At 66.3% G+C, this 20,412-nt stretch carries 18 protein-coding genes; 12 read left to right on the top strand and 6 right to left on the bottom strand.

Annotated features, from left to right (window positions below; translation table 11 throughout):
* Positions 1-30 precede the first annotated feature (30 nt).
* The 5 genes from KIH79_RS01470 to trxA form a co-directional block, all read right to left on the bottom strand.
* Entirely contained in the window at positions 31-552 is a 522-nt protein-coding gene (locus KIH79_RS01470; protein WP_219057750.1) for a hypothetical protein, read from the bottom strand.
* A gap of 431 nt (positions 553-983) precedes the next feature.
* The gene (locus KIH79_RS01465) at positions 984-1,205 is read right to left on the bottom strand and encodes a helix-turn-helix transcriptional regulator (RefSeq protein ID WP_219057772.1); all 222 of its coding nucleotides are present in this window, start codon (positions 1,203-1,205) and stop codon (positions 984-986) included.
* Positions 1,195-1,617: a hypothetical protein gene (locus KIH79_RS01460; RefSeq protein WP_219057749.1), complete on the bottom strand. Its 423-nt coding sequence runs from the start codon at positions 1,615-1,617 to the stop codon at positions 1,195-1,197. Before KIH79_RS01460 ends, KIH79_RS01465 begins: the two co-directional genes overlap by 11 nt.
* A 237-nt stretch (positions 1,618-1,854) precedes the next feature.
* Complete coding sequence (locus KIH79_RS01455) at positions 1,855-2,883, bottom strand: aggregation-promoting factor C-terminal-like domain-containing protein (protein WP_219057748.1); 1,029 nt, start codon at positions 2,881-2,883, stop codon at positions 1,855-1,857.
* Between the two features lie 235 nt (positions 2,884-3,118).
* Positions 3,119-3,484 carry a thioredoxin gene (gene trxA, locus KIH79_RS01450; protein ID WP_219057747.1) on the bottom strand — a complete coding sequence of 122 codons (366 nt, stop codon included), beginning with the start codon at positions 3,482-3,484 and terminating at the stop codon, positions 3,119-3,121.
* A 177-nt stretch (positions 3,485-3,661) separates the two neighbouring features.
* Here trxA and KIH79_RS01445 point away from each other — a divergent pair, with 177 nt between their 5' ends.
* From KIH79_RS01445 to KIH79_RS01395, 11 genes are all read left to right on the top strand, one after another.
* Entirely contained in the window at positions 3,662-4,288 is a 627-nt protein-coding gene (locus KIH79_RS01445; RefSeq protein WP_219057746.1) for an NUDIX hydrolase family protein, read from the top strand.
* Between the two features lie 133 nt (positions 4,289-4,421).
* Positions 4,422-5,336 carry an alpha/beta fold hydrolase gene (locus KIH79_RS01440; protein ID WP_219057745.1) on the top strand — a complete coding sequence of 305 codons (915 nt, stop codon included), beginning with the start codon at positions 4,422-4,424 and terminating at the stop codon, positions 5,334-5,336.
* A 102-nt stretch (positions 5,337-5,438) separates the two neighbouring features.
* On the top strand, positions 5,439-6,536 hold the full coding sequence (gene nudC / locus KIH79_RS01435; RefSeq protein ID WP_219057744.1) for an NAD(+) diphosphatase: 1,098 nt from the start codon (positions 5,439-5,441) through the stop codon (positions 6,534-6,536).
* Between the two features lie 60 nt (positions 6,537-6,596).
* A complete protein-coding gene (gcvH, locus tag KIH79_RS01430; RefSeq protein ID WP_219057743.1) occupies positions 6,597-7,001 on the top strand; it encodes a glycine cleavage system protein GcvH in 405 nt (134 codons plus the stop codon).
* A gap of 45 nt (positions 7,002-7,046) precedes the next feature.
* A complete protein-coding gene (locus KIH79_RS01425) occupies positions 7,047-8,279 on the top strand; it encodes an App1 family protein (protein ID WP_236023510.1) in 1,233 nt (410 codons plus the stop codon).
* Between the two features lie 58 nt (positions 8,280-8,337).
* A complete protein-coding gene (locus KIH79_RS01420) occupies positions 8,338-10,845 on the top strand; it encodes a S9 family peptidase (RefSeq protein WP_219057742.1) in 2,508 nt (835 codons plus the stop codon).
* A gap of 85 nt (positions 10,846-10,930) precedes the next feature.
* Entirely contained in the window at positions 10,931-11,962 is a 1,032-nt protein-coding gene (locus tag KIH79_RS01415; protein ID WP_033495820.1) for a 3-isopropylmalate dehydrogenase, read from the top strand.
* Positions 11,963-12,027: 65 nt separating this feature from the next.
* Positions 12,028-13,224: a lipoate--protein ligase family protein gene (locus tag KIH79_RS01410; protein ID WP_219057741.1), complete on the top strand. Its 1,197-nt coding sequence runs from the start codon at positions 12,028-12,030 to the stop codon at positions 13,222-13,224.
* 209 nt (positions 13,225-13,433) lie between these two features.
* Positions 13,434-14,153, top strand: coding sequence for a Crp/Fnr family transcriptional regulator (locus KIH79_RS01405; protein WP_219057740.1), 720 nt, complete (start codon positions 13,434-13,436; stop codon positions 14,151-14,153).
* 125 nt (positions 14,154-14,278) lie between these two features.
* The gene (locus tag KIH79_RS01400; protein ID WP_219057739.1) at positions 14,279-16,726 is read left to right on the top strand and encodes a transglycosylase domain-containing protein; all 2,448 of its coding nucleotides are present in this window, start codon (positions 14,279-14,281) and stop codon (positions 16,724-16,726) included.
* A gap of 210 nt (positions 16,727-16,936) precedes the next feature.
* Complete coding sequence (locus KIH79_RS01395) at positions 16,937-18,037, top strand: NADH:flavin oxidoreductase/NADH oxidase (RefSeq protein WP_236023522.1); 1,101 nt, start codon at positions 16,937-16,939, stop codon at positions 18,035-18,037.
* Between the two features lie 170 nt (positions 18,038-18,207).
* Here KIH79_RS01395 and KIH79_RS01390 read toward each other — a convergent pair whose 3' ends face one another.
* Positions 18,208-19,356, bottom strand: a complete 1,149-nt coding sequence (locus KIH79_RS01390) for a quinone-dependent dihydroorotate dehydrogenase (RefSeq protein ID WP_219057737.1) — start codon at positions 19,354-19,356, stop codon at positions 18,208-18,210.
* A gap of 252 nt (positions 19,357-19,608) precedes the next feature.
* Between KIH79_RS01390 and KIH79_RS01385 the strand changes: the two genes are divergently transcribed.
* Positions 19,609-20,412 (top strand): DeoR/GlpR family DNA-binding transcription regulator, encoded by an 804-nt coding sequence (locus KIH79_RS01385; RefSeq protein WP_033495812.1) that lies wholly within the window; start codon positions 19,609-19,611, stop codon positions 20,410-20,412.

Genomic DNA, 20,412 nt, shown 5'->3' with positions numbered 1-20,412 from the left:
TCTTGAAAAGATCAGCTACGCTGAATGAATTCAGCGAACGGAGGTCTTGCGCACGGCGAAGACGGCGATGCCAGCGGCGGCCAGCAGAGCGACGGCAACGGCGTACGGAGCGATGGCGGCACCGGTCTCAGCGGTGGTCGCGTTGGAATCGGCGCCGGAGGCGACACCACCCTTGCCGGTGGCCGGAGCGGTCACGGAAGCGGTGTAGGTCTTGCCGGAGGTCAGGCCCTTGACGGTGTAGGTCGCGGTGTAGCCGTTGGCCAGAGCAGCGTCGGTGAGGGTCAGCTCGATGGTGGCAGAGCCATCAGCGTGAGCGTTGCCGGTGTAGGTCTTGTCGGCGGCGAAGGTGACGTTGGAGACGTAGGTGTCGTCCACGGTGATGGACAGCTCCTCGTTGGCGGCGAAGGTGCCGGCCGGAGCGGACAGGGTCACGACGCTGCCGGAGACGGAGCCGGTGATGCCGTAATCGTCAGCCATGGCAACGCTGGAAGCGAAGCCGAAACCGAAAACAGTAGCGATGGCGGCCAGCAGGGCCACGATCTTCTTCTTCATAATGAACCTCCACAAATCATTGTTGTGCATCAGCACGAAGTCCTTAAGTTTCCCCAATTCCTTGGTGCTGCCGATTACTATACTCACGGTTTCGACCGGTGCAAGTCCCGGTTTCCCGGCGGAACGGGGGTATGTGACATCGCCGTCACACGAGGTGACAACGGCATCACGCGATGCGACAATGTCCGCACACGTTGATTTTTTGGTAGATTGTGTGCGAATCGTTGGAATTCCAACGATTCTGCGTGAACGTGAGATGAATTTCGACGAAAATGCCCCGCGACACGCCGAAGAGGGGCATGTATGGCCAAATATTGGATGGCTTATCTCGGGATCGGCGGTGATCGAGTGAGGCACTCCTCCAGTCAGCTGCGCTGACGGCCCCCTCAGCCGAGGGGGCCTGCGAGGCGCGCTATAGGCTATAGTCGTCCCTATTTGGCGGGGGAGGGGGAGTCGGTTTCGTCGTCGAAACTGAACAGGTCCTCGACGGTGGTGTCGAAGATCTTGGCGATGTCCATCGCAAGCCTGAGCGACGGACAGTACTGGCCCTGTTCAAGCCGGCCGATCGTCTCGCGGCGAACGTTGACCAGATCGGCGAGATCGGACTGCTTCATCCCACGCTCCATGCGGCGCAGCTTGAGACTAGTCCTCATCATCACCCCCGCGCAGTCCGTCGGTCTCCAGCCACAGGTAGCGCGCGTCCGACAGCGACAGCGCGAGCATCGCCAGCGTGGGCAGCAGCATCGGGCTGACCTGCCACGGCGCGTGCATCGCCAGCGACGAGATCATGCCGGCGAATCCGATGATCGTGAGCGCGCCGACGAGCGTCATGAACGAGAAACGCACCGCCGCGTACTGGTGGCGGTCCGACAGTTCGTCCGTGCGCGGGTTGCTGCGGTTGAACATCGTGATCACCACGATCTCGCCGATGATCCACAGCAGCGCGATCACGCCGGTGACGAGGAACCCGGCCAGATCGTTCTTGACGAACACGAGCACGGCGCAGGAGACCGCGCCGACGACCTCCAGCACCATTCTGAAGGCGATGTACCGGTTGAATGTCATAGGGCCCTCCTTCGAGGCGAACGGATACGGGGGCATTGAACTACTACGGTAGCACTTCGTCGCGGGGTCGCGCGGGCTTCCCCGACGGCGAATGCACGTGCCGCGACAAGGCCTGCACGTGCATGAGCCGCGGCTGGATGCGGGCTGGCTACAGACTGGATGCGGACCGGATACGGCAAGGGCCGCCGGTTTGCACCGACGGCCCCCTCAATGCGCGCCCGCGACGCGAACCGCGGATCAGTACCAGTTGTTGGCGACCCAGAAGTTGTACGCGCCCTGAATCGAGCCGTAGCGGCTGGCGCAGTAGTTCCAGAACCACTTGAGCTGCGTCTGGTAGTTCGTGGCCCAGTCCGCGCCCGCGGAGGCCATCTTGCTGCCCGGCAGCGCCTGCGCGAGGCCGTACGCGCCCGACGAGGCGTTCGTGGCGTTCACGCGCCAGCCGGACTCGTGGCTGATGATGTAGACGGTGGCCGTGAAGTCGGATTCCGAATAGCCGTTCGCGAGCAGGTAGTCGTGCGCCCACTGCTGCATGTCGCCCACAGGCGTGGTGGTGCCGATCACGGAGGCCGTGTCGGAGGCGGCGTTCGATTCGGTTTCGGCCGTCGTGTCGACGCCGGTGCCGACGAGGATCACCTTGTCGACCGGGGCCTTCTTCACGTAGGAGGTGAACACGTTCGACGAGACGACCGTGTCGCCGGAGCGGGTGACCAGGCTCGTGATCTCCATCACGCCCTTCTGGCCCTCGGTCTCGACCTTCTCGGTGCCCTTCGGCAGGTCGTCGGTCTCCTTCTTCACCGTGTTGAACGCGATCGGCTCCTGGCTCGTCTCCACCTGCGTGCCGGCGCGCTCGATGGTGATCACCGTGGATTCGCTGACCTCGCTGGTCAGCGACGGGCTCACCTTGTCGTCCGGCTCGAGCGTGATGTCTCCCGCGTCGAGCACGGACTTGACGTCGGTGAAGTGATAGCCGAGCACCGTGCGGGACTGTCCGTTGACCTTCACCGTCACGTAGGACGCGTTCTTGTCGGCGTGGCGCAGCGCCTCGCGCGACGTGCCACGGGACACCTCGAGGGCGTCGGAATCGGTGGCCGAATACGAGGAGACCTGCGAGGCGGTTGCCGCCCGGTGCTCCGTCACGTAGAAGTTGCGGGAGATGACGCCGGCGCCGGCAAGCATGCCCACTGCGGCGAGAATCGCCGCGAACTTGAGCCACTGACGTTTGCTCAACGATTTCAGCGTGGGCGTCTGCCTGCGGTGATTGGCCATATTGCTCCTTGGACGATCGGATAATGCTTGCCGGTGGTGCCGTACGTACGACTCGCAGTACGACGGCGGACTGGCACACTGCCGTCCAGTGTAGTCCGCTCGCCGGATGAGCGGCAACAACAGCGAAATGCCGGGCCTGATCGGTGATGATCAGGCCCGGCACCGCATGCGTGTCGTTGCGGGTTGTCGCCGAGACGTTCGCCCTGCCCGGGTGAACGTCTCGGCCCGCCTGGCGTTACTCGGCGGCCTGCTCCTCGGCGGCGGCCGGCGCGGCGTTGACATCGAGGCCACGGGCCTGAGCGATCAGATCGTCGAGGTCGGAGGCGCGCAGCGCGCCGGCCTGCTTGAAGACGACCTGGCCCTTCTTGGTGATCATGAGCGTCGGCACGGCCTGAATGCCGGCCGCGGTCGCGAGCTCCTGGTTCTCGTCGATGTCGACCTTGGCGAACACGATGTCCGGATTCGCCTCGCTCGCCTTCTCGAACACCGGGCCGAACGCGCGGCACGGGCCGCACCACGTGGCCCAGAAATCGACGAGCACCAGCTCGTTGTCGGAAATCGTCTGTTCGAAATCCTTGGTGGTGACTGCAACGGTTGCCATGGTTTCTTTCTCCTTTATATTTGCTGTGCTGAGCCTATCCCCTGTAGACATAGCCTAAACACCAGCATGTCAGCACCACTCAACAACTTCCACCCAAAGCCGAAAAATCCGAGTGTCGCGTTTCGCTGTGCGAGGCGGTCGCGCGCCGCGCAACGAAAGCGGGTGATAATGGGAGCCATGCCAGTCATGAATGATGAGGTGCCCGACGAGGGCGACTTCGACGCGGGCCGTCGCCGCGGGGAATTCGACAACATCACGCCCGAGGATTTCATCCACGGGACCGGCCGTGGGAACCCTCCGGGGTGGCTCGGGCCGGCCGACATCGATCGCGCCCGCCGGCAGATGCCGATCGCGTACGTCGAGATCGTGCCGGTGCGCACCGACGATCTCGGCCGTGTCGCGCAGGTCGGCTCGCTGCTGCGCGTCTCCGACGACGGGTCGATCGAACGCACGCTGATCACCGGCCGCGTGCTCTTCCACGAGACGCTGCGCGAGGCGATCGCCCGCAACGTCGCCAAGGACCTCGGCGACATCGCGCTGCCCGTGCTGCCGCAGAGCCTGCAGCCGTTCTGCGTGGCCGAGTTCTTCCCGACCCCGGGGGTCAGCGAATACTACGATCCGCGCCAGCACGCGATCGCGCTGTGCTACGTGGTGCCGATCGCCGGCGACTGCAAGCCGCAGGACGAGACGCTCGACGTGGAATGGGTGGATCCGCACGGCGACATGATGGAAACGTTCATCGGCCAGATGGTCAACGGCCATGGCGACATCGTGCGCCGGGCATTGGCATGGCTAGGCCGTTAAGCGAACAGTCCGGTGGACTGTTCGTAGGCCTAGCCTGAGCGAACCGGTAGGTGAGCGAAGGTCGGATTGAGCCTCGCCGTAGGCGAGTCCGTAATTGCAGGGCCGAAGGCGGGCCGTTACACGGAAAGCAGATATGACATTGCAGACTTTTCAACTGAAGAACAACGTGTACCGCGACGGCGACGGCGCGTCCGCGCCGCTGGTGCTCGTCCACGCGTTCCCGGTGGACCACCGCATGTGGGACGACTGCGCGGCCGAGATCATCCGGCAGGCGGACGCGGCCGGGCTGCCGCGCTTCGCCGTGTGGGCGCCAGACATGCCGGGCGCGGGTGACAGTCCGATTCCGGGCTTGGACGCTGCGGCCGGCGCGCCGGCCGGCGACGATGAGGCCTCGTCCGTGGCGCTCGCCGCCGGGGGAGCGGCCGCGGACGGCGCGTACGAGCATGCGCTCGACCTGCTGGCCGACGCGTACGTCGCGCTGCTGCGCGAGGCCGGATATGAGAAGGCCGTATGGGCGGGCCTGTCCATGGGCGGCTACGTGATCCTCGACATCCAGCGGCGCCACCCGGACGCCGTGGCCGGATTCGCGATGTGCGACACGAAGGGCGACGCCGACGCGCCGGCGCAGCGAGCGAATCGCGTGCGCGTGGCTGAGGCTTGCGACAGCGGCCATACGGTCGATCCGGTGATGCACTTCGCCGACGCTACAGACGCGGATTCGAGCTTCAAGCGCTCCGACACCGGCAAGGCGCTGTTCGCGCGGTGGATCCGCGACCAGCGTCCCGAGGGCATCGCATGGCGTCAGCGCATGGCCGCTGGACGCCCCGACCTCAACGACCAGCTGCCGCTCGTCACTGCTCCGGCCGCGGTGATCGGCGGCGACCGCGACCCGTTCAGCCCGCCGTCCGTCATGCGCGCCGTCGCGGACGCGATGACCGGCACGGACGTCACCTACACCGAAATCGCCGACTGCGGCCATTTCAGCGCGACCGAGCATCCCGCCACCGTCGCGGCCGCGCTCGTCGACCTGATGCGGCGCGTCGGCTGAGCCTCGCGTCGTCGGCGGCGCCGGTCGCATCGGCGCGCGCCGCGCATCGCAACGCAGACGGACCATGATCGTCGGCGACATCGTCGGAAGGAAGTAATCATCATGTTTTCACCGCTGGCGCTCACCCAAGCGCTGCCGTTCCTGCCGCTCGCGCAAGGCGACATCGACTATCAGACCGAACGCCGCGGCGAGCCGGACCTCATCCCCTCGCTGCTGGCCGAACCGGCCACGAAAGTCATCCTCACGCGGTCCGGTCGCATCGCCGTGCCCAAAGGGCAGGGCGCGATCGTCGACTACGAGCACGTGCACATGCGGCTCGCCACGCTGCCGGGCGCGTACCTGACCGCCGAACTCGCGGCCCATCCGCAGGCCGTCGCCATGTTCCTCGGCGGCTACGGCGGCGAACGCGACGAGCACGTCATCGCCGTCGACATCACCCGCGTCGAATCCGCGGCGGCCTCGGCGCGGCCCGACGTGCCGGATTCGGCCGGCAACGGCGCGGACGACGCGTTCGACGAGCGGCCGGACACGGCGCCGGTTTCCGCGGCGCACCAGAGCCTGCTCGAACAGGCCGTCGGACGTTTCGACTGGGTCGACCTGCGCGGATTCGCGCCGCATGCCTCCGCGCGCGAGGCGGGGCAGGCGACCAGCGCGATCACGCTGAGCATCTGGCACAATCGCCAGCGGTTCTGCCCGACCTGCGGCGCGCCGGTCGAACCCGCGATGGGCGGCTGGGCGCAGCGCTGCACAAACGAGGCTGACGGCAGGCGGCTCCTGTTCCCGCGCGTCGAACCGGCCGTGATCACCGCGATCGTCGACGGCGAGGACCGCCTGCTGCTGCAGCACAACAAGGCGTGGAAGGACGCGCGGCTGTACTCGGTGTCCGCGGGATTCGTGGAGGCCGGCGAGAACCTCGAGCACGCGGCCCGCCGCGAGGCGCTCGAGGAGGTCGGGCTGAAGCTCGGCGAGGTGCGCTACCTCGGCTCGCAGCCGTGGCCGTTCCCCGCGTCGCTGATGATGGCGTTCAAGGCGCACGCGCTGACCACCGACGTGCACGTCGACGGCGAGGAAACCGCGATCGCGCGCTGGGTGACCCGCGACGAATACACGAACGAGCTGATTTCCGGGCGCATGGCGGCTCCCGGCAAGGCCACGATCGCACGGTACATGATCGAGGAATGGTACGGGCGCGAGCTGTAGGACGCGGGCGTGCCCCGCGTCCGGCGCGCGTCCCGGCGTTCGTAAGGTAGGGTAGTGACCATGAGCGAAAACAACGAAGAACAGCCGCTGAACCTTGAAGTCCCCGAGCATCTGTCGTATTCCGAGGAGCATGTGTGGGTGGACGAATCCGTCTCGCCCGCGCTCGTCGGCATCACCGAATACGCGGCCAACCAGATGGGCGAACTCGTGTTCGTCGATTTGCCGGAAACCGGCACGCGCGTCGAGGCCGGCGACGAGATCGTCGAGCTCGAGTCGGCCAAGGCCGTCCAGCCGCTGATCTGCCCGGTGTCCGGCACGGTGCGTTACGTGAACCGCGAGGCCGCGGACGATCCGAGCGTGATCACCAACGATCCGTACGGCGAGGGGTGGATCCTCAAGATCGAGCTCGACGACGACGAGCCCGACCTGCTCACCGCCGACGAGTACGCGAAGCTGGCCAAGTAGCGGCCGGTAACCGTTTTAGCGGCGGCGGGCGGTATAGTTCGGGGTATGAGCAGGGAACAGCGCAATCCACGGATCATGCCCGCCGCCGACGCGACGGACGAGGACGAGATGGCGACCGTGCCGATTCCGGCGCGACGGGTCGTCACCACCTTCGACGCGGCGTCGAAGCATGAGCGTATCGAGAACAAGCCGCTGCCCGTGCAGGCCACGCGCCGTATCATCACCAACACGTTCGGTTTGTGGGTGCGCTTCTCCACACGTGCGGTGAGACGCTGGGGCTGGTACCCGAACGTCGAACCGTACGTCGGCTACGGCACCGAGGACTACTCGCGCCTGATCTGCCGCACCGTATACGCGCCCGAACACGCGCAGTCCGGCGCGCTCACGCGCGGCATCCGAGGCATGCTCACCGTGCCGGCGCCGCGCCAGCAGGTGCGCATCGCCATCGACGGCAATCCGCTGACCACCGTGCAGGTCGGCAAGTCCGAAACCTACGACCGCGTCGACCACAGCCGCGATCTCGACAGCGAATACGCGATCTCCGACTCGAGCGGCTATCTTGATCTGGTCGCGGAGCACCGGCTCGAACCGGGCGTGCACCGCGTCTCCTATCAGGTCGCGCGGCGCAAAACCGTGCACGCCAACCTGTTCACCGTGCCGTCCACCGCGCGCGTGGGCATCATCTCCGACGTGGACGACACCATCATGATCACGCAGGCGCCCACATTGTGGAAGGCTGCCTACAACCTGCTGCTGCTCAACCCGAAGAAGAAAGCGTCCGTGCCGGGCATGAGCGTGCTGTTCACCAAGCTCGCCGACCTGTTCCCCGACGCGCCGTTCTTCTACCTGTCCACCTCGCCGTGGAACGTCGAAAGCTCCATCCGGCACTTCGTCGAGGACCACGGCTTCCCGGAAGGCCCGCTGCTGCTGCGCGACCTCGACCCGCGGCCCAAGACCTTCGTACCCACCGGCCCGCAGCACAAGCTCGAATTCGCCGAACAGCTCATGGCCGACTTCCCGGACATGAAGTTCATCCTCATCGGCGACGACGGGCAGAAGGACCCCACCACGTACGCGACGATCACCCGCCGCTATCCGGGCCGAGTGCTCGCCATCGCCATCCGGCAGCTCAGCCCGCGCGAATCGTCGCCGCTGTCGTCCGTGGCCGGCGTCACCGCGACCCAGCCGGTGCCGGTGACCGACGTGCCCGTGTTCATGGGCACCACCGGGTCGAACCTCATGAAGACGATGCTGCCGTATCTGCGCGAGCACTGCTGAACAAACGGCGCGGCCGACGGCGGGAGGCCGGGACGGGCGCGCATTACAATGGGCGGTCATGACTGACGAAGAGAAGACCCCGGCAACCGCCGCATCGGAAGCGACGGTTGCGCAGCACGCGCCGACCGTGCCGCCCGAGGCCAAGCGCGTGCCGCACGAGCGCACGTTCCACGGCGACACGTTCACCGACCCCTACGAGTGGATGCGCGACAAGGAATCCGACGACGTGCGCGGCTACGTGGCCGCGCAGAACCGCTATTGCGAGGCGCGCATGGCCGGACTCGCCGGGCTGCGCTCCACCCTGTTCGACGAGCTCAAGTCGCGCATCCAGCAGACCGACATGTCCGTGCCGACGCGCATGGACGGCTACTGGTACTTCGTACGCACCGTCGAAGGCCAGCAGTACGGCTACCAGTGCCGCATCCCCGTGCGCTCCGACGACGACTGGGATCCGCCGGTGGTCGACCCGGCCTCCGAACCCGGCTCGATGCCCGGCGAGCAGATCATCTTTGACGCGAACCGCGAGGCGGAAGGCCACGACTTCTTCCGGCTCGGCGGCATGGACCTGAGCCGCGACGGCCGATGGATGCTCTACGGCGTGGACACCGCCGGCGACGAACGCTACGACTTCCGCATCCGCGACCTCGAAACCGGCGAGGACCTGCCCGAACGGCTCGACGGCATCGCCGGAGCGTGCTTCACTCCCGACGGCAAGTGGGTGTTCTACACGTTGCTCGACGACGCGTGGCGGCCGTACGCGATCCGGCGGCACCGCGTCGGCACGCCGGTCGACGAGGACGCCGAAGTGTACCGCGAGGCCGACGAGCGCTTCTGGGCCGGCGTGGGCATGAGCTTCGACGAGCGCAGCATCGTGATCGGCACCGGGTCCAAGACCTCGACCGAAGTGTGGATGCTGCCGGTGAGCGATCCCGAAGGCGAGTTCTCGGTGTTCATCCCGCGCGAGCCCGACATCGAGTACGACGTGAGCTTCGCCTGCTTCGAAGGAGCCGGCGAACACGGCGAGGACGTGCCGCTCGCGGTCGTCTACCACAACGCGACGAATCCGAACTTTGAAATCGACGTGATCGACATGCGCTCGCATCAGCCGCCGTACCGGCTCGGCGAGGGCATGCCGGTCGCCGTCGGCTCGCCGTACGGCTGCGAGCATGGCGATGACGTGGAGCCCGGCGCCGGCGCGCGTCCGGTCGGAGCCGGGTACGTCAACCCCTGCAATCCGGTCATTCTGCAGGGCGCGCACGGGCTGGCGATCGAGGGCATCGCCATCCACCGCCACTTCGTCGCGCTCTCGTACCGCACCGACGGGCTGCCGCACGTCGCCGTCATGACCAAGCGGCAGGCGGCCGAGGACTTCCTGTCCGGTCGGCCGTGGTCGTTCCGCGAGCTGACGCCGCCCGCGCTCGACGGCGACTGGGACGTCGACCCGACCGTCGACGAGGCCGAATCGGCGGCGGCGATGACCGGCGACGACTTCGCCGGACCGCACGCACACCACGGCGCGGCCGCGATGGTGACGACGTGGGACGGCGCGGCCGACGACCTGCTGCCCGGCGAGACGCGACGGCTGTACTCGATCGGCACCAGCGGCAACCCGTCGTACGACGCGCCGCGCATGCGCTACGCGTTCTCCAGCTACACACGTCCCGGCGAACTGCACGAACTCGACCCGTCCACCGGCGAGGACCGGCTGCTCAAGCGCGCCACCGTGCTCGGCGACTTCGATCCGCGCGACTACATGGAGCGCCGCGTGTGGATCACCGCGCGCGACGGCGAGCAGATCCCCGTGTCGCTCGCATGGCGGCGCGACATCCCCGTATCCGATTCGGCCTTGTTCGTCACCGGCTACGGCGCGTACGAAATCGGCTCTGATCCGGGTTTTTCGGTCGCCCGTCTGAGCATGCTCGACCGCGGCGTGCTGTACGCCGTGCCGCACATCCGCGGCGGCGGCGAAATGGGCCGCGCATGGTACGAGCAGGGTCGCAGGCTCAACAAGAAGCACACGTTCGAGGACTTCGTGGATGCGGTCGCGGCCCTGCAGGATGCCGGGCTTGCGGATCCGCGGCGCACCGTGGCCAACGGCGGGTCGGCCGGCGGCCTGCTCATGGGCGCGGTGGCGAACATGGCGCCCTCGCGTTTCGCCGGCATCGAGGCGGACGTGCCGTTCGTGGACGCGCTCACGTCGATCCTCGACCCGTCGCTGCCGCTGACCGTGACCGAATGGGACGAATGGGGCGACCCGCTGCACGACGCGGACGTGTACCGGTACATGAAGTCGTACACGCCGTACGAAAACGCGCCCGCCGACCCGGCCGACCCGCGCGTGCGCGACTTCCCGAAGCTGTTCGTGACCACGTCGATGAACGACACGCGCGTGCTGTACGTCGAACCGCTCAAATGGGTGGCGCGACTGCAGGCGGCCGGCGTGGACGCGGTCGTCAAGGTCGAGGTCGAGGCCGGGCACGGCGGCACGTCTGGGCGCTACAAGCAGTGGGAGGAGGTCTCCTACGAGAACGCGTGGTGCCTGAGCGTGATGAACATCCTGCACTGAGCGCGCGTCTCGTCGGACCAATCGCGTGTCCACAGGCTGAGAGGCCGGCGGCCGGCCTGTGGGCGCGCGTGTAGTCTCGCGTGCTATGAGCAAGACATACACAATCGCCGTGATTCCCGGCGACGGCATCGGCAAGGAAGTCACCCCGTGGGCGCAGAAGGCCCTCGAAAAGGCCGCCGAAGGTGTGGCCGATTTCACCTACGAGCCCTTTGACCTCGGCGCGGAGCGCTATCTGCGCGACGGCGCCATCCTGCCCGACGAGGAGCTGGAACGCATCAAGAAGACCGACGCGATCCTCCTCGGTGCGGTCGGCGACCCGCGCATCAAGGCCGGCATCCTCGAACGAGGCCTGCTTCTGAAGCTCCGCTTCGCGCTTGATCAGTACGTGAACCTGCGCCCGTCCAAGCTGTACAAGGGCGTCACCTCGCCGCTCGCCAACCCGGGCGACATCGACTTCGTGGTCGTGCGCGAAGGCACCGAAGGCCTCTACTGCGGCGCCGGCGGCGCGGTCCGCCGCGGCACCCCGCAGGAAGTCGCCACCGAGGTGTCCATCAACACCGCATACGGCGTCGAGCGCGTCGTGCGCTACGCCTTCGAGCTGGCCATGAAGCGCCGCAAGCACATCACGCTCGTGCACAAGAAGAACGTGCTCGTCAACGCGGGCGACATGTGGCAGCGCATCGTCGACAAGGTCGGCGAGGAGTACCCCGAGGTCACCCACGACTACTCGCACATCGACGCGGCCACCATCTTCCTCGTCTCCAACCCGAGCAAGTTCGACGTGATCCTCACCGACAACCTCTTCGGCGATATCCTCACCGACGAGGCGGGCGCGGTCGTCGGCGGCGTCGGATACTCGGCGTCCGGCTGCATCAACGCGTCCAACGAATACCCGTCCATGTTCGAGCCGATCCACGGCTCCGCCCCGGACATCGCCGGCAAGGGCATCGCCAACCCGACCGCCGCGATCCTGTCCGCCGCGATGCTGCTCGAGCACCTCGGCTTCGACGACGCCGCGAAGAAGATCCACAAGGCCGTCGAAGCGGACATTGAGGAGCTCGGCTCCACCGAACGCTCTACCGCGCAGGTCGGCGAGGACATTCTCGCCCGCATCTGACGGATTCGCGCGAACGGATATGTTGCAAGGCCCTGCCGGTGACGGCGGGGCCTTATCATTGCCGCATGAGGATATTGCGGGGCGAATGCAAGACGCCGGGCGGCAAGCTGGTCGGCGTGAATGTGACGGCCGATCCGGCGGACGGGCGGGCGCTCGCATGCCGGCTGGACGGCGACTTCTTCGTCGAAGGCGACGATGCCGAGGCGCAGGCGCTGATCGACGACGTGGAACGGACGCTGGTTGTGGGAGCGTCGGTTATGTCCGCCATTGCGAGGCATGACGGCGCGCGTCTCGTCGGCACGGACGCGGCTGCGATCGAAACGGCGTATGCGCGGGCGATGGGCATCCGCCCGACGATGAACGGTCGTCCGGCCCCGGACGGGGAAGAAGGCTCGGACCGGCTTCGCCTCGCGCGCAATGACCAGGAAAGCGGGATTGCGGCGGCCCGAAACGATGCGGACGGCACCAGCGCATTGGCCCGCAATGACGATACGGACGGCGATACGGACGGCGAGGCGGATCGGTGGCATGCGCGGTGGGCGGCGCTGCGGCCGCTTGTCGTGCATGACGCGCCGCGCGATCCGGCCGAACAGATGGCGGTCGACGAACAATGGGCGCGCGACGTCGCCGCCGGGCTGAGACCCGCGACCGTGCGATTCTGGGAATGGGCCGGACCGGCCGTCGTCGTCGGACGGTTCCAGTCGATCCCGGACGAAGTCCACGAGGACGAGGCCGCGCATGAGGGCATCGCCGTCGTGCGCCGGTGCACGGGCGGCGGGGCCATGTTCATCGAACCCGGCAACACGATCACCTACTCGCTGTACGCGCCGCTGCCGTTCGTCGACGGCATCGACGTCGAAACGTCGTACCGGCTGTGCGACCAGTGGCTCATCGACGCGCTGTGCGCCATCGGCGTGGATGCACGGTTCGCAGGACTCAACGACATCGCGTCGTCCCACGGCAAAATCGGGGGAGCGGCGCAACGCCGGTTCCCCGCGGCGAACGGAGGCCCCGGCGCGGTGCTCCACCACGTGACCATGGCGTACGACATCGATGCGGGGAAGATGGCGCGCGTGCTCAACACGTCATCCGAAAAAATGTCGGACAAGGCCGTGAAGTCGGCGCGCAAGAGGGTCGATCCGCTGCGCTCGCAGACCGGACTTGCACGGGAGGCGATCATCGAACGGTTCATCGCGCATCTGATCGGCCGTGGCGCGCGGCCGCTGTCCGGTGCCGGGGTGGCCGATCGCCTATCGGCATGACCTCCCACGGCGCATACGTCTGAAACCGGTCGTCGGCAACGAATACCGCCGGCGCGAGCGCCACGCCATGCGCGCGGTTCGTGGAAAAAGACGGAACGCCGCGAACGGCGACGGGGCGATTACAATAATATGGTCAGTCATGCGGAACCGCCTCGACCATGCGATCGGACGGCGACGACACAGGCAGCGATGACAGCAAGGAAGGTGCGATGAGCGTAAGCAAGCCGAACGAAGTGCCAGAGGAAAGTAACACGCTGCTGCACACGGCGCTGTTCGCCCAGGTCGCGCCCGATCAGGCCGAGGAGCTCCTGCCGTACCTCATGGAAACCACGCTCGACAAAGGCGACTTCATCTTCCGCGAAGGCGACACCGACTGCCGCCTGTACGTGCTCGAATCGGGCAAGGTCAAGCTCACCCGCACCTCGACCGACAACCGCGTGCAGCTGCTGTCCATCCACGCGCGCGGCGAGGTGCTCGGCGAAATCCCCGTGTTCGATCCGACCGGCGGCCCCCGCACCGCGTCCGCCGTGGCGATGACCGACGACACGCGCGTCGTCTGGCTCGAACGCGACGCCCTGTTCGGCTGGCTCGACAAGCATCCGCGCGTCGCCATCAACATGCTGCAGGTCATGGCCGCGCGCATGCGCTCCAACAACGAGCACATCAGCGACCTCGTGTTCATGGACGTGCCCGCGCGTCTCGCCAAGACGCTGCTCAACCTCGGCAGCCGGTTCGGCGAGCCGATGGAGGACGGCCTGCTCGTGCCGCACGATCTTACGCAGGAGGAAATGGCCCAGCTGGTCGGCTCCTCGCGCGAAACCGTGAACAAGGCGCTCACCGACTTCTCCAACCGTGGCTGGATCGCGCGCAAGGGGCGTTCCATCATCATCTACCAGCCGGGCATGCTCATCCGGCGGTCGCGGCGGTAGCGCCGGGAGCGTCCGGAGCGCCGCTCCAAGGCAATATCCAGCCGTTATTAGGCTGTTGCGGGTTTTGTGACGAAATGCGCGCAAGGGCGGAACGGAAACCGGCAAGGTAGACCCGGCCCCTTAGAATGAGCTGTATGCCCAAGAAGAAATCCCCTACCGTCGCACGCGTGCTCTCGCTCATCATGGCCTACGTGACGCTGTGCGTGGCGGGCGGCGTGGCGGCGAGCGTGCTGCTCATGCCGGCCGTGTTCGCCGCCAACAAGGCCACGCAGGCGCTGGTTCCCTCCCTTCAGGTGGAGGGCATCGACTTCGACGTGACGAGCCTGCCGCAGAAATCCATCATGTACGCCTCCGACGGCACCACGAAAATGGGCGAATTCTATGAGGACAACCGCATCGTCGTGCCCATCAAGAACGTGTCCAAGTACATGCGCTGGGCTGTGGTGGCCCGCGAGGACAAGCGCTTCTTCGACCATGCCGGCGTCGACGTGCAGGGCGTGATGCGCGCGTTCGTCAAAACGTACGTGCTCAAGCAGGACGAGCAGGGCGGCTCCTCGCTCACCCAGCAGTACGTCAAGAACGTGCTGATCACCAAGGCCGAAAGCGACAACGACCCGATCGCCCGCTACCATGCCTCCGAAGGCACCGTCGCGCGCAAGATCCGCGAGATGCTCATCGCCGTGCAGATGGAGCAGAAGTACTCCAAGCTCGAAATCCTGCAGGGTTACCTCAACATCGCGCAGTTCGGCCGCAACCGACTCTACGGCGTGGAGACCGCGGCCCGCCGCTACTTCAACGTGAGCGCCAAGGACCTCAACATCGTGCAGTCGGCCACCATCGCCGCCATCACGAAGAACCCGGAGAAGTTCGATCCGTCGGTCGAGGCCAACCTGCCCACGGCGCAGAAGCAGCGCAACACGGTGCTCCAGCTGATGCTCGAGCAGGGCTACATTTCCAAGGCCGAATACACCGAGGCCGTGAACACGCCGATCAAGGACACGCTCAACATCCAGCCGCTGACCACCGGCTGCCAGAACGCCGGCGACTACGCGTTCTTCTGCGCGTACGTGACCCAGCGCATCCTCAACTCCTCCGAATTCGGCAAGACCAAGGAGGCCCGCCTCCAGCTGCTCAAGGAGGGCGGCCTGAGCATCGTCACCACGCTCGACGTGGACGCCAACCAGCTGCTCATGAAGGCGGCGCGCGACACGGTCCCGCCCACCGATCCCAGCGGCTTCGAAATCATGATGGCCTCGGTCAAGCCCGGCACGGGCGAAGTGCTCGGCTTCGGCATCAACCGAACGTACACGGGCGGCGACGCCACCGACCAGACGCAGACGTCGATGAACTACATGGTCGACGCGGCTGACGGCGGCGGCGCGGGCTTCCCGGTCGGCTCGTCGATCAAGCCGTTCAATCTGGTCGCGTGGATGGAGGCGGGCCGCTCGATCAACGAGAACCTGCAGACCACCACCAGCTATGCGACCAGCGAGTTCGCGTGCGAGAACTACAACGGCAAGATGCAGAACTATTCGGGCACCACCGAACTGTGGCCGGTCACGAACGCCATCACCAACGACACGGTCAACCCCGAAAGCCCGTTCCTCGGCCTCGTCCGCTCGCACAACACCACGCAGGCGTCGATGGGCGCGATCATCGGCCTGTGCCGCGTGGCCGACGCCTACACGCAGGCCGGCTACCACGACGCGTCCACGCTCAAGACCATCGATCAGGTGCCGGCCACGTACAACCCGGCCATGATGATCGGCTCGGTGAACGTCTCCCCGCTGACCATGGCCAACATGTACGCGACCCTCGCGGCCGACGGCGTCGAATGCACGCCGATCGCCATGAAGAAGGTCACCCGCATGAACGGCGAGGAGATCAGCGTGCCGAAGGCCAACTGTCATCAGGCCATCGACAAGGAGATCGTGCAGACCGTCGCCTACACGATGAACCAGGGCACGCTGCGCTCCGACGGCGCCGGCGTGTTCGCCAAGCTGAGCAGCGGCCGCAAGACCTTCGCGAAGACCGGTACGAACGAGACCATGTACATGGCCACCGGCGGCTTCATCCCCAAGCAGATCGCCACGTTCGTGCTCGTCGGCGACGCGCAGGCCCCGATGCAGAACCCCGTGGCCAACATCGCGATCAACGGCACCTACCGCGGCTACTGGGACGGCGGCACCATCGCGGCCCCGGCGTGGAAGGAGTTCATGGACGCGTACGCGGACAAGAAGGGCATGTCGAAGGACGTGGGCAACGACTACGGCACGCCGTCGTCCAAGTACACGGCCACCAGCAATTCGGTCACCACGATTCAGGGCCGCACGCTGGGCACGTACACCAACACGAACAATTCGACCGGCGGCACCACGAACTCGAACGGCACGACCGGCAACAACTCGTCCAATTCGAACTCGACCGGCGGCAATTCGACCCAGTCGAACTCGAATCAGTCGAACCAGTCGAATTCGAGCCAGTCCAACAGCGGCACGTCGAACCAGCAGGGAACCAGCAACCAGCAGAGTTCGAACAGCCAGCAGTCGGGCACGACCAGCAGCGGCCGGTGACGGCCACGCAAGCCCGACGGCATGAGAGCGCCCGCCCGTTACGGCGGACGCTCGTCGTATATGCCGTTTGACCGTTCGTCGTACAATGGCGGAAGCGCACCCTTATCGGGGGAAGCACGCGGATCCGGCGGGATCCGCGTTCGGGTTCGCATTCGGAAAGGAAGCACGATGGGCGATACCGACGGCAAAGACGGCAAAAGCGGCAAGAAGATGAAGAAGGGCAAGGGCTCGGCCACGCTGTTCACGCCCATGACGCTGCGCGGCGTGACCGTGCGCAACCGCATCTGGATGCCGCCGATGGACACCTATTCGGCCGTGGCACGCGACGGCAAGCCGACGCCGTTTCACTACCAGCATTACGTGTCGCGCGCGATGGGCGGGTTCGGCATGATCATCTGCGAGGCGACCGCCGTGGCTCCTGAAGGCCGCATTTCGCCGTGTGACACGGGCCTGTGGAACGACGATCAGGTCGAGGCGTGGCGATGGATCGTCGACGGCATCAAGCAGGCCGGCGCAGTGCCCGCCGTGCAGCTCAACCATGCCGGCCGCAAGGGCTCGACCGGCTGCTTTGGCGTGGGATTCGCCGGCGGCAGCGTGCCGTTCGAAGAGGGCGGCTGGCAGACCGTGGCGCCCAGCCCGATCGCCTACGGCCATTACGCGATGCCGCGCGCACTGAGCGTGGAGGAGATCCACGGCATCGTCGGCGAGTTCCGCGACGCGGCGGCCCGCGCCGTGCGCGCCGGATTCCAGGCGATCGAAATCCACGCCGCGCACGGCTATCTGATTTCGCAGTTCCTTGACCCGCTCAGCAACGAGCGCACGGACGAATACGGCGGCGATCTGGCCGGCCGCATGCGTTTCCTGGTGGAGATCGTCGACGCGGTGCGTGCGGCGATCCCCGAGGACATGCCGCTGCTCGTGCGCATTTCCGCGACCGACTGGGCCGCCGGCGGCTGGGATCTCGACCAGACCGTCGACGTGGCGAAGGTCGTGCGCGAGCACGGCGTCGATCTGGTCGACGTGTCGACCGGCGGCATCGTGCCGAACGTGACGATTCCGGTCAAGCCCGGCTACCAGGTGCCGTTCTCGACGCAGGTGCGCGACCGTGCGGACGTGCCCGTGACGGCGGTGGGACTGATCACCAAGCCGAAGCAGGCGGCGAAGATCGTCGCCCGCGGCGAGGCCGACGCCGTCGAGATCGGCCGCGCCGCGCTGCGCGAACCGTACTGGCCGCTGCGCGCGGCGTACAAGCTTGGGCTGGCCACGGCCGACGCGCCGTATCAGCCGCAGTATGTGCGCGGCGCGTACTGAACGAGGCATGGCGCCTGTCGCCAGTGACATCGCCAATGACAGGAATGACAGGTGAGGGGTAGCCGGGAGATCGCGCATCGTATGGATGCGAACGAATCTTCCGACTGCCCCTCAGTCAGCTTCGCTTCCGGTTTTCCCACTGACGGGGAAGGGGCCGGGGGAGGCGAGCGTCACGCGTCCGCGCCGACGGCCTGGGCGACGTTGTCGTAGCCGTCGCGGCGCAGCAGTTCGGCGAGGCCGCGCTTCAACACGGTGATCTGCTGGGGGCCACGGTACATGAGCGCGGAAATGAACATCACGAGGCTCGCGCCGCAGCGGATTTTCTCATACGCCTGCTCGGGCGTGAACACGCCGCCGATGCCGGCGATCGCGAACCGGTCGCCGTACTCGCGGTACACCTGGCGCACCAGCGCGTTGCTCGCGCGGTACGTCGGGCCGCCCGAGAGTCCCCCCTCCCAGTCGCGCGGAATCTCCATGCCGGTGCGGTCCTTCTGCAGGTTCGCGAAGCTCACGCCCTGCACGTTGTGCTCGGCGAGCACGTCGAGCAGCTCGCGGAACTCGTCCCAGCTCTTGTTGAGCGGCATCTTGACGAGCGTCGGCTGCGGGCGCTCGATCCTGTCGAGCGCGGCGAACAGTCGGTCGAGCGCCTCCGGCGTCTCGGTGAACGGCTCGCCGGCGTGCGTGTTCGGGCAGGACACGTTCACTTCGACCATCGCGGTGCGGCCGGCGGCGCGGCGCATCGACGTGCAGTAGTCCTCGATGCCCTCGTCCAGATCGCCGCACCGGTCGTCGTTCGTGCGTGCGATCGAGACGGAAACCTGCATGCTCTTCGCCTTCGTCCACGCCTTCTCCGCGCGCTCGATCACCTTGGCGGAACCGTCGTTCGCCAGTCCCACGTGCACCATCATTGAATCGTATTCGGGCAGGCGGTGGAACCACGGGCGCGGATTGCCCTTGCACGGGCGGGCGGTGGTCGAGCCGACCGTCTCGAAGCCGAAACCGGCGTTGTCGAGCAGCACGGGCATGTCGCAGTTCTTGTCGAGTCCGGCGGACAGGCCGAACGGGTTGGCGAAGTCCACGCCCATCACGTTCGTTTCGAGGATCGGGTCGGTGTAGTCGAGCATTTCGCGCAGCAGCCACATCAGCGGCGGGATGTTCTTGGTGACGCGGCAGAATTCGATCATCTGGTCGTGCGCCACGTCGGGCGTGTGGTTGAACACGAAGCAGGGCTTGACGATGTTCTTGTAGCCGAAGGTGAAGAGGTCGGTGGTGGCTTTGTTCACGGCGTCGTGCCAGAAGCTTTCAGATACGTAGGTCATGCGTCCCATTGTGGCACTGGACGACGAAAAACGGAACGATTGCCGCCTGCGCCGGTCGGCGTTGCCGTGCGGGTTGTGGCCGGAATGCGGATGATCCGCGGCGGATCCGTGACCGGTTCGCGTCGGGCGCGGATGATGATGCGTGCGTTTTTGTGCGGTTCGCTGGCATGATTTGTGTGTTTGTCGGCGTGTTGCGGCGCGAAACGCTCATTTCGGTTTGTTTTGTGCGCGCATGTGTGCGATAATGTTCGAATGATCTCCTCACAACGTCAACATCTGATACTGAGCAGGCTGCGCACCCGCGGTGCGGTGCGCATCACCGCGCTGAGCAAGGAACTCGGCGTTTCCGCAATGACCATCCGCCGCGACATCGCCGAACTGTCCGACAAGGGACTCTTGAAGCGCGTCCACGGCGGCGCGGTCACCACCAGCACGCTGCTCAGCGAGCCGTTGTTCTCCGTAAAGTCGCAGATGGACATCGGCCTCAAGGACGCCATCGCGCAGGAGGCCGTCAAATACGTGGCCCCCGGCGACGTGATCGCCATCGGCGGCGGCACCACGGCGTATGTCTTCGCGCAGCACCTGCTCGAATCGCAGCAGTCCAGCGGCATCACGATCCTCACCAACTCGATCCCCGTCGCCGAACTCGTGCAGGCGCTCGAATCGAAGGACGTCGAAGTCATCGTGACCGGCGGCGTGATCACGCGGTCCAACTCGCTCGTCGGGCCGATCGCGGACAAGGTCGTCGCATCCCTGCGCGTCAACACCGTCTTCCTCGGCACGCACTCCGTGTCGCTGCCGCGCGGCTTCCTCATGCCCAACTCGCTCGAGGCCGCGACCGACATGGCGATGATGGACATCGCCGACAAAACCATCATTCTTACCGATCACACCAAGTGGAGCTGCACCTCGTTGTCGCTGTTCGCACGCTTCGATCAGGTGGATACGGTGATCACCGACGACGGGCTCGACCCCGACTCGGCGAACAAGACCAAGGAATTGGTGAAGGAGCTCGTGCTGGCCCACCAGAGCGAGCATACAGAGGAAAGTGAGTGA

This window comes from Bifidobacterium miconis (assembly GCF_019331735.1).
In the GTDB taxonomy this organism is placed as follows: Bacteria; Actinomycetota; Actinomycetes; order Actinomycetales; family Bifidobacteriaceae; genus Bifidobacterium; species Bifidobacterium miconis.
Note: the sequence above shows the minus strand (reverse complement) of the source record. Positions and strands in the feature narration are given on the sequence as shown.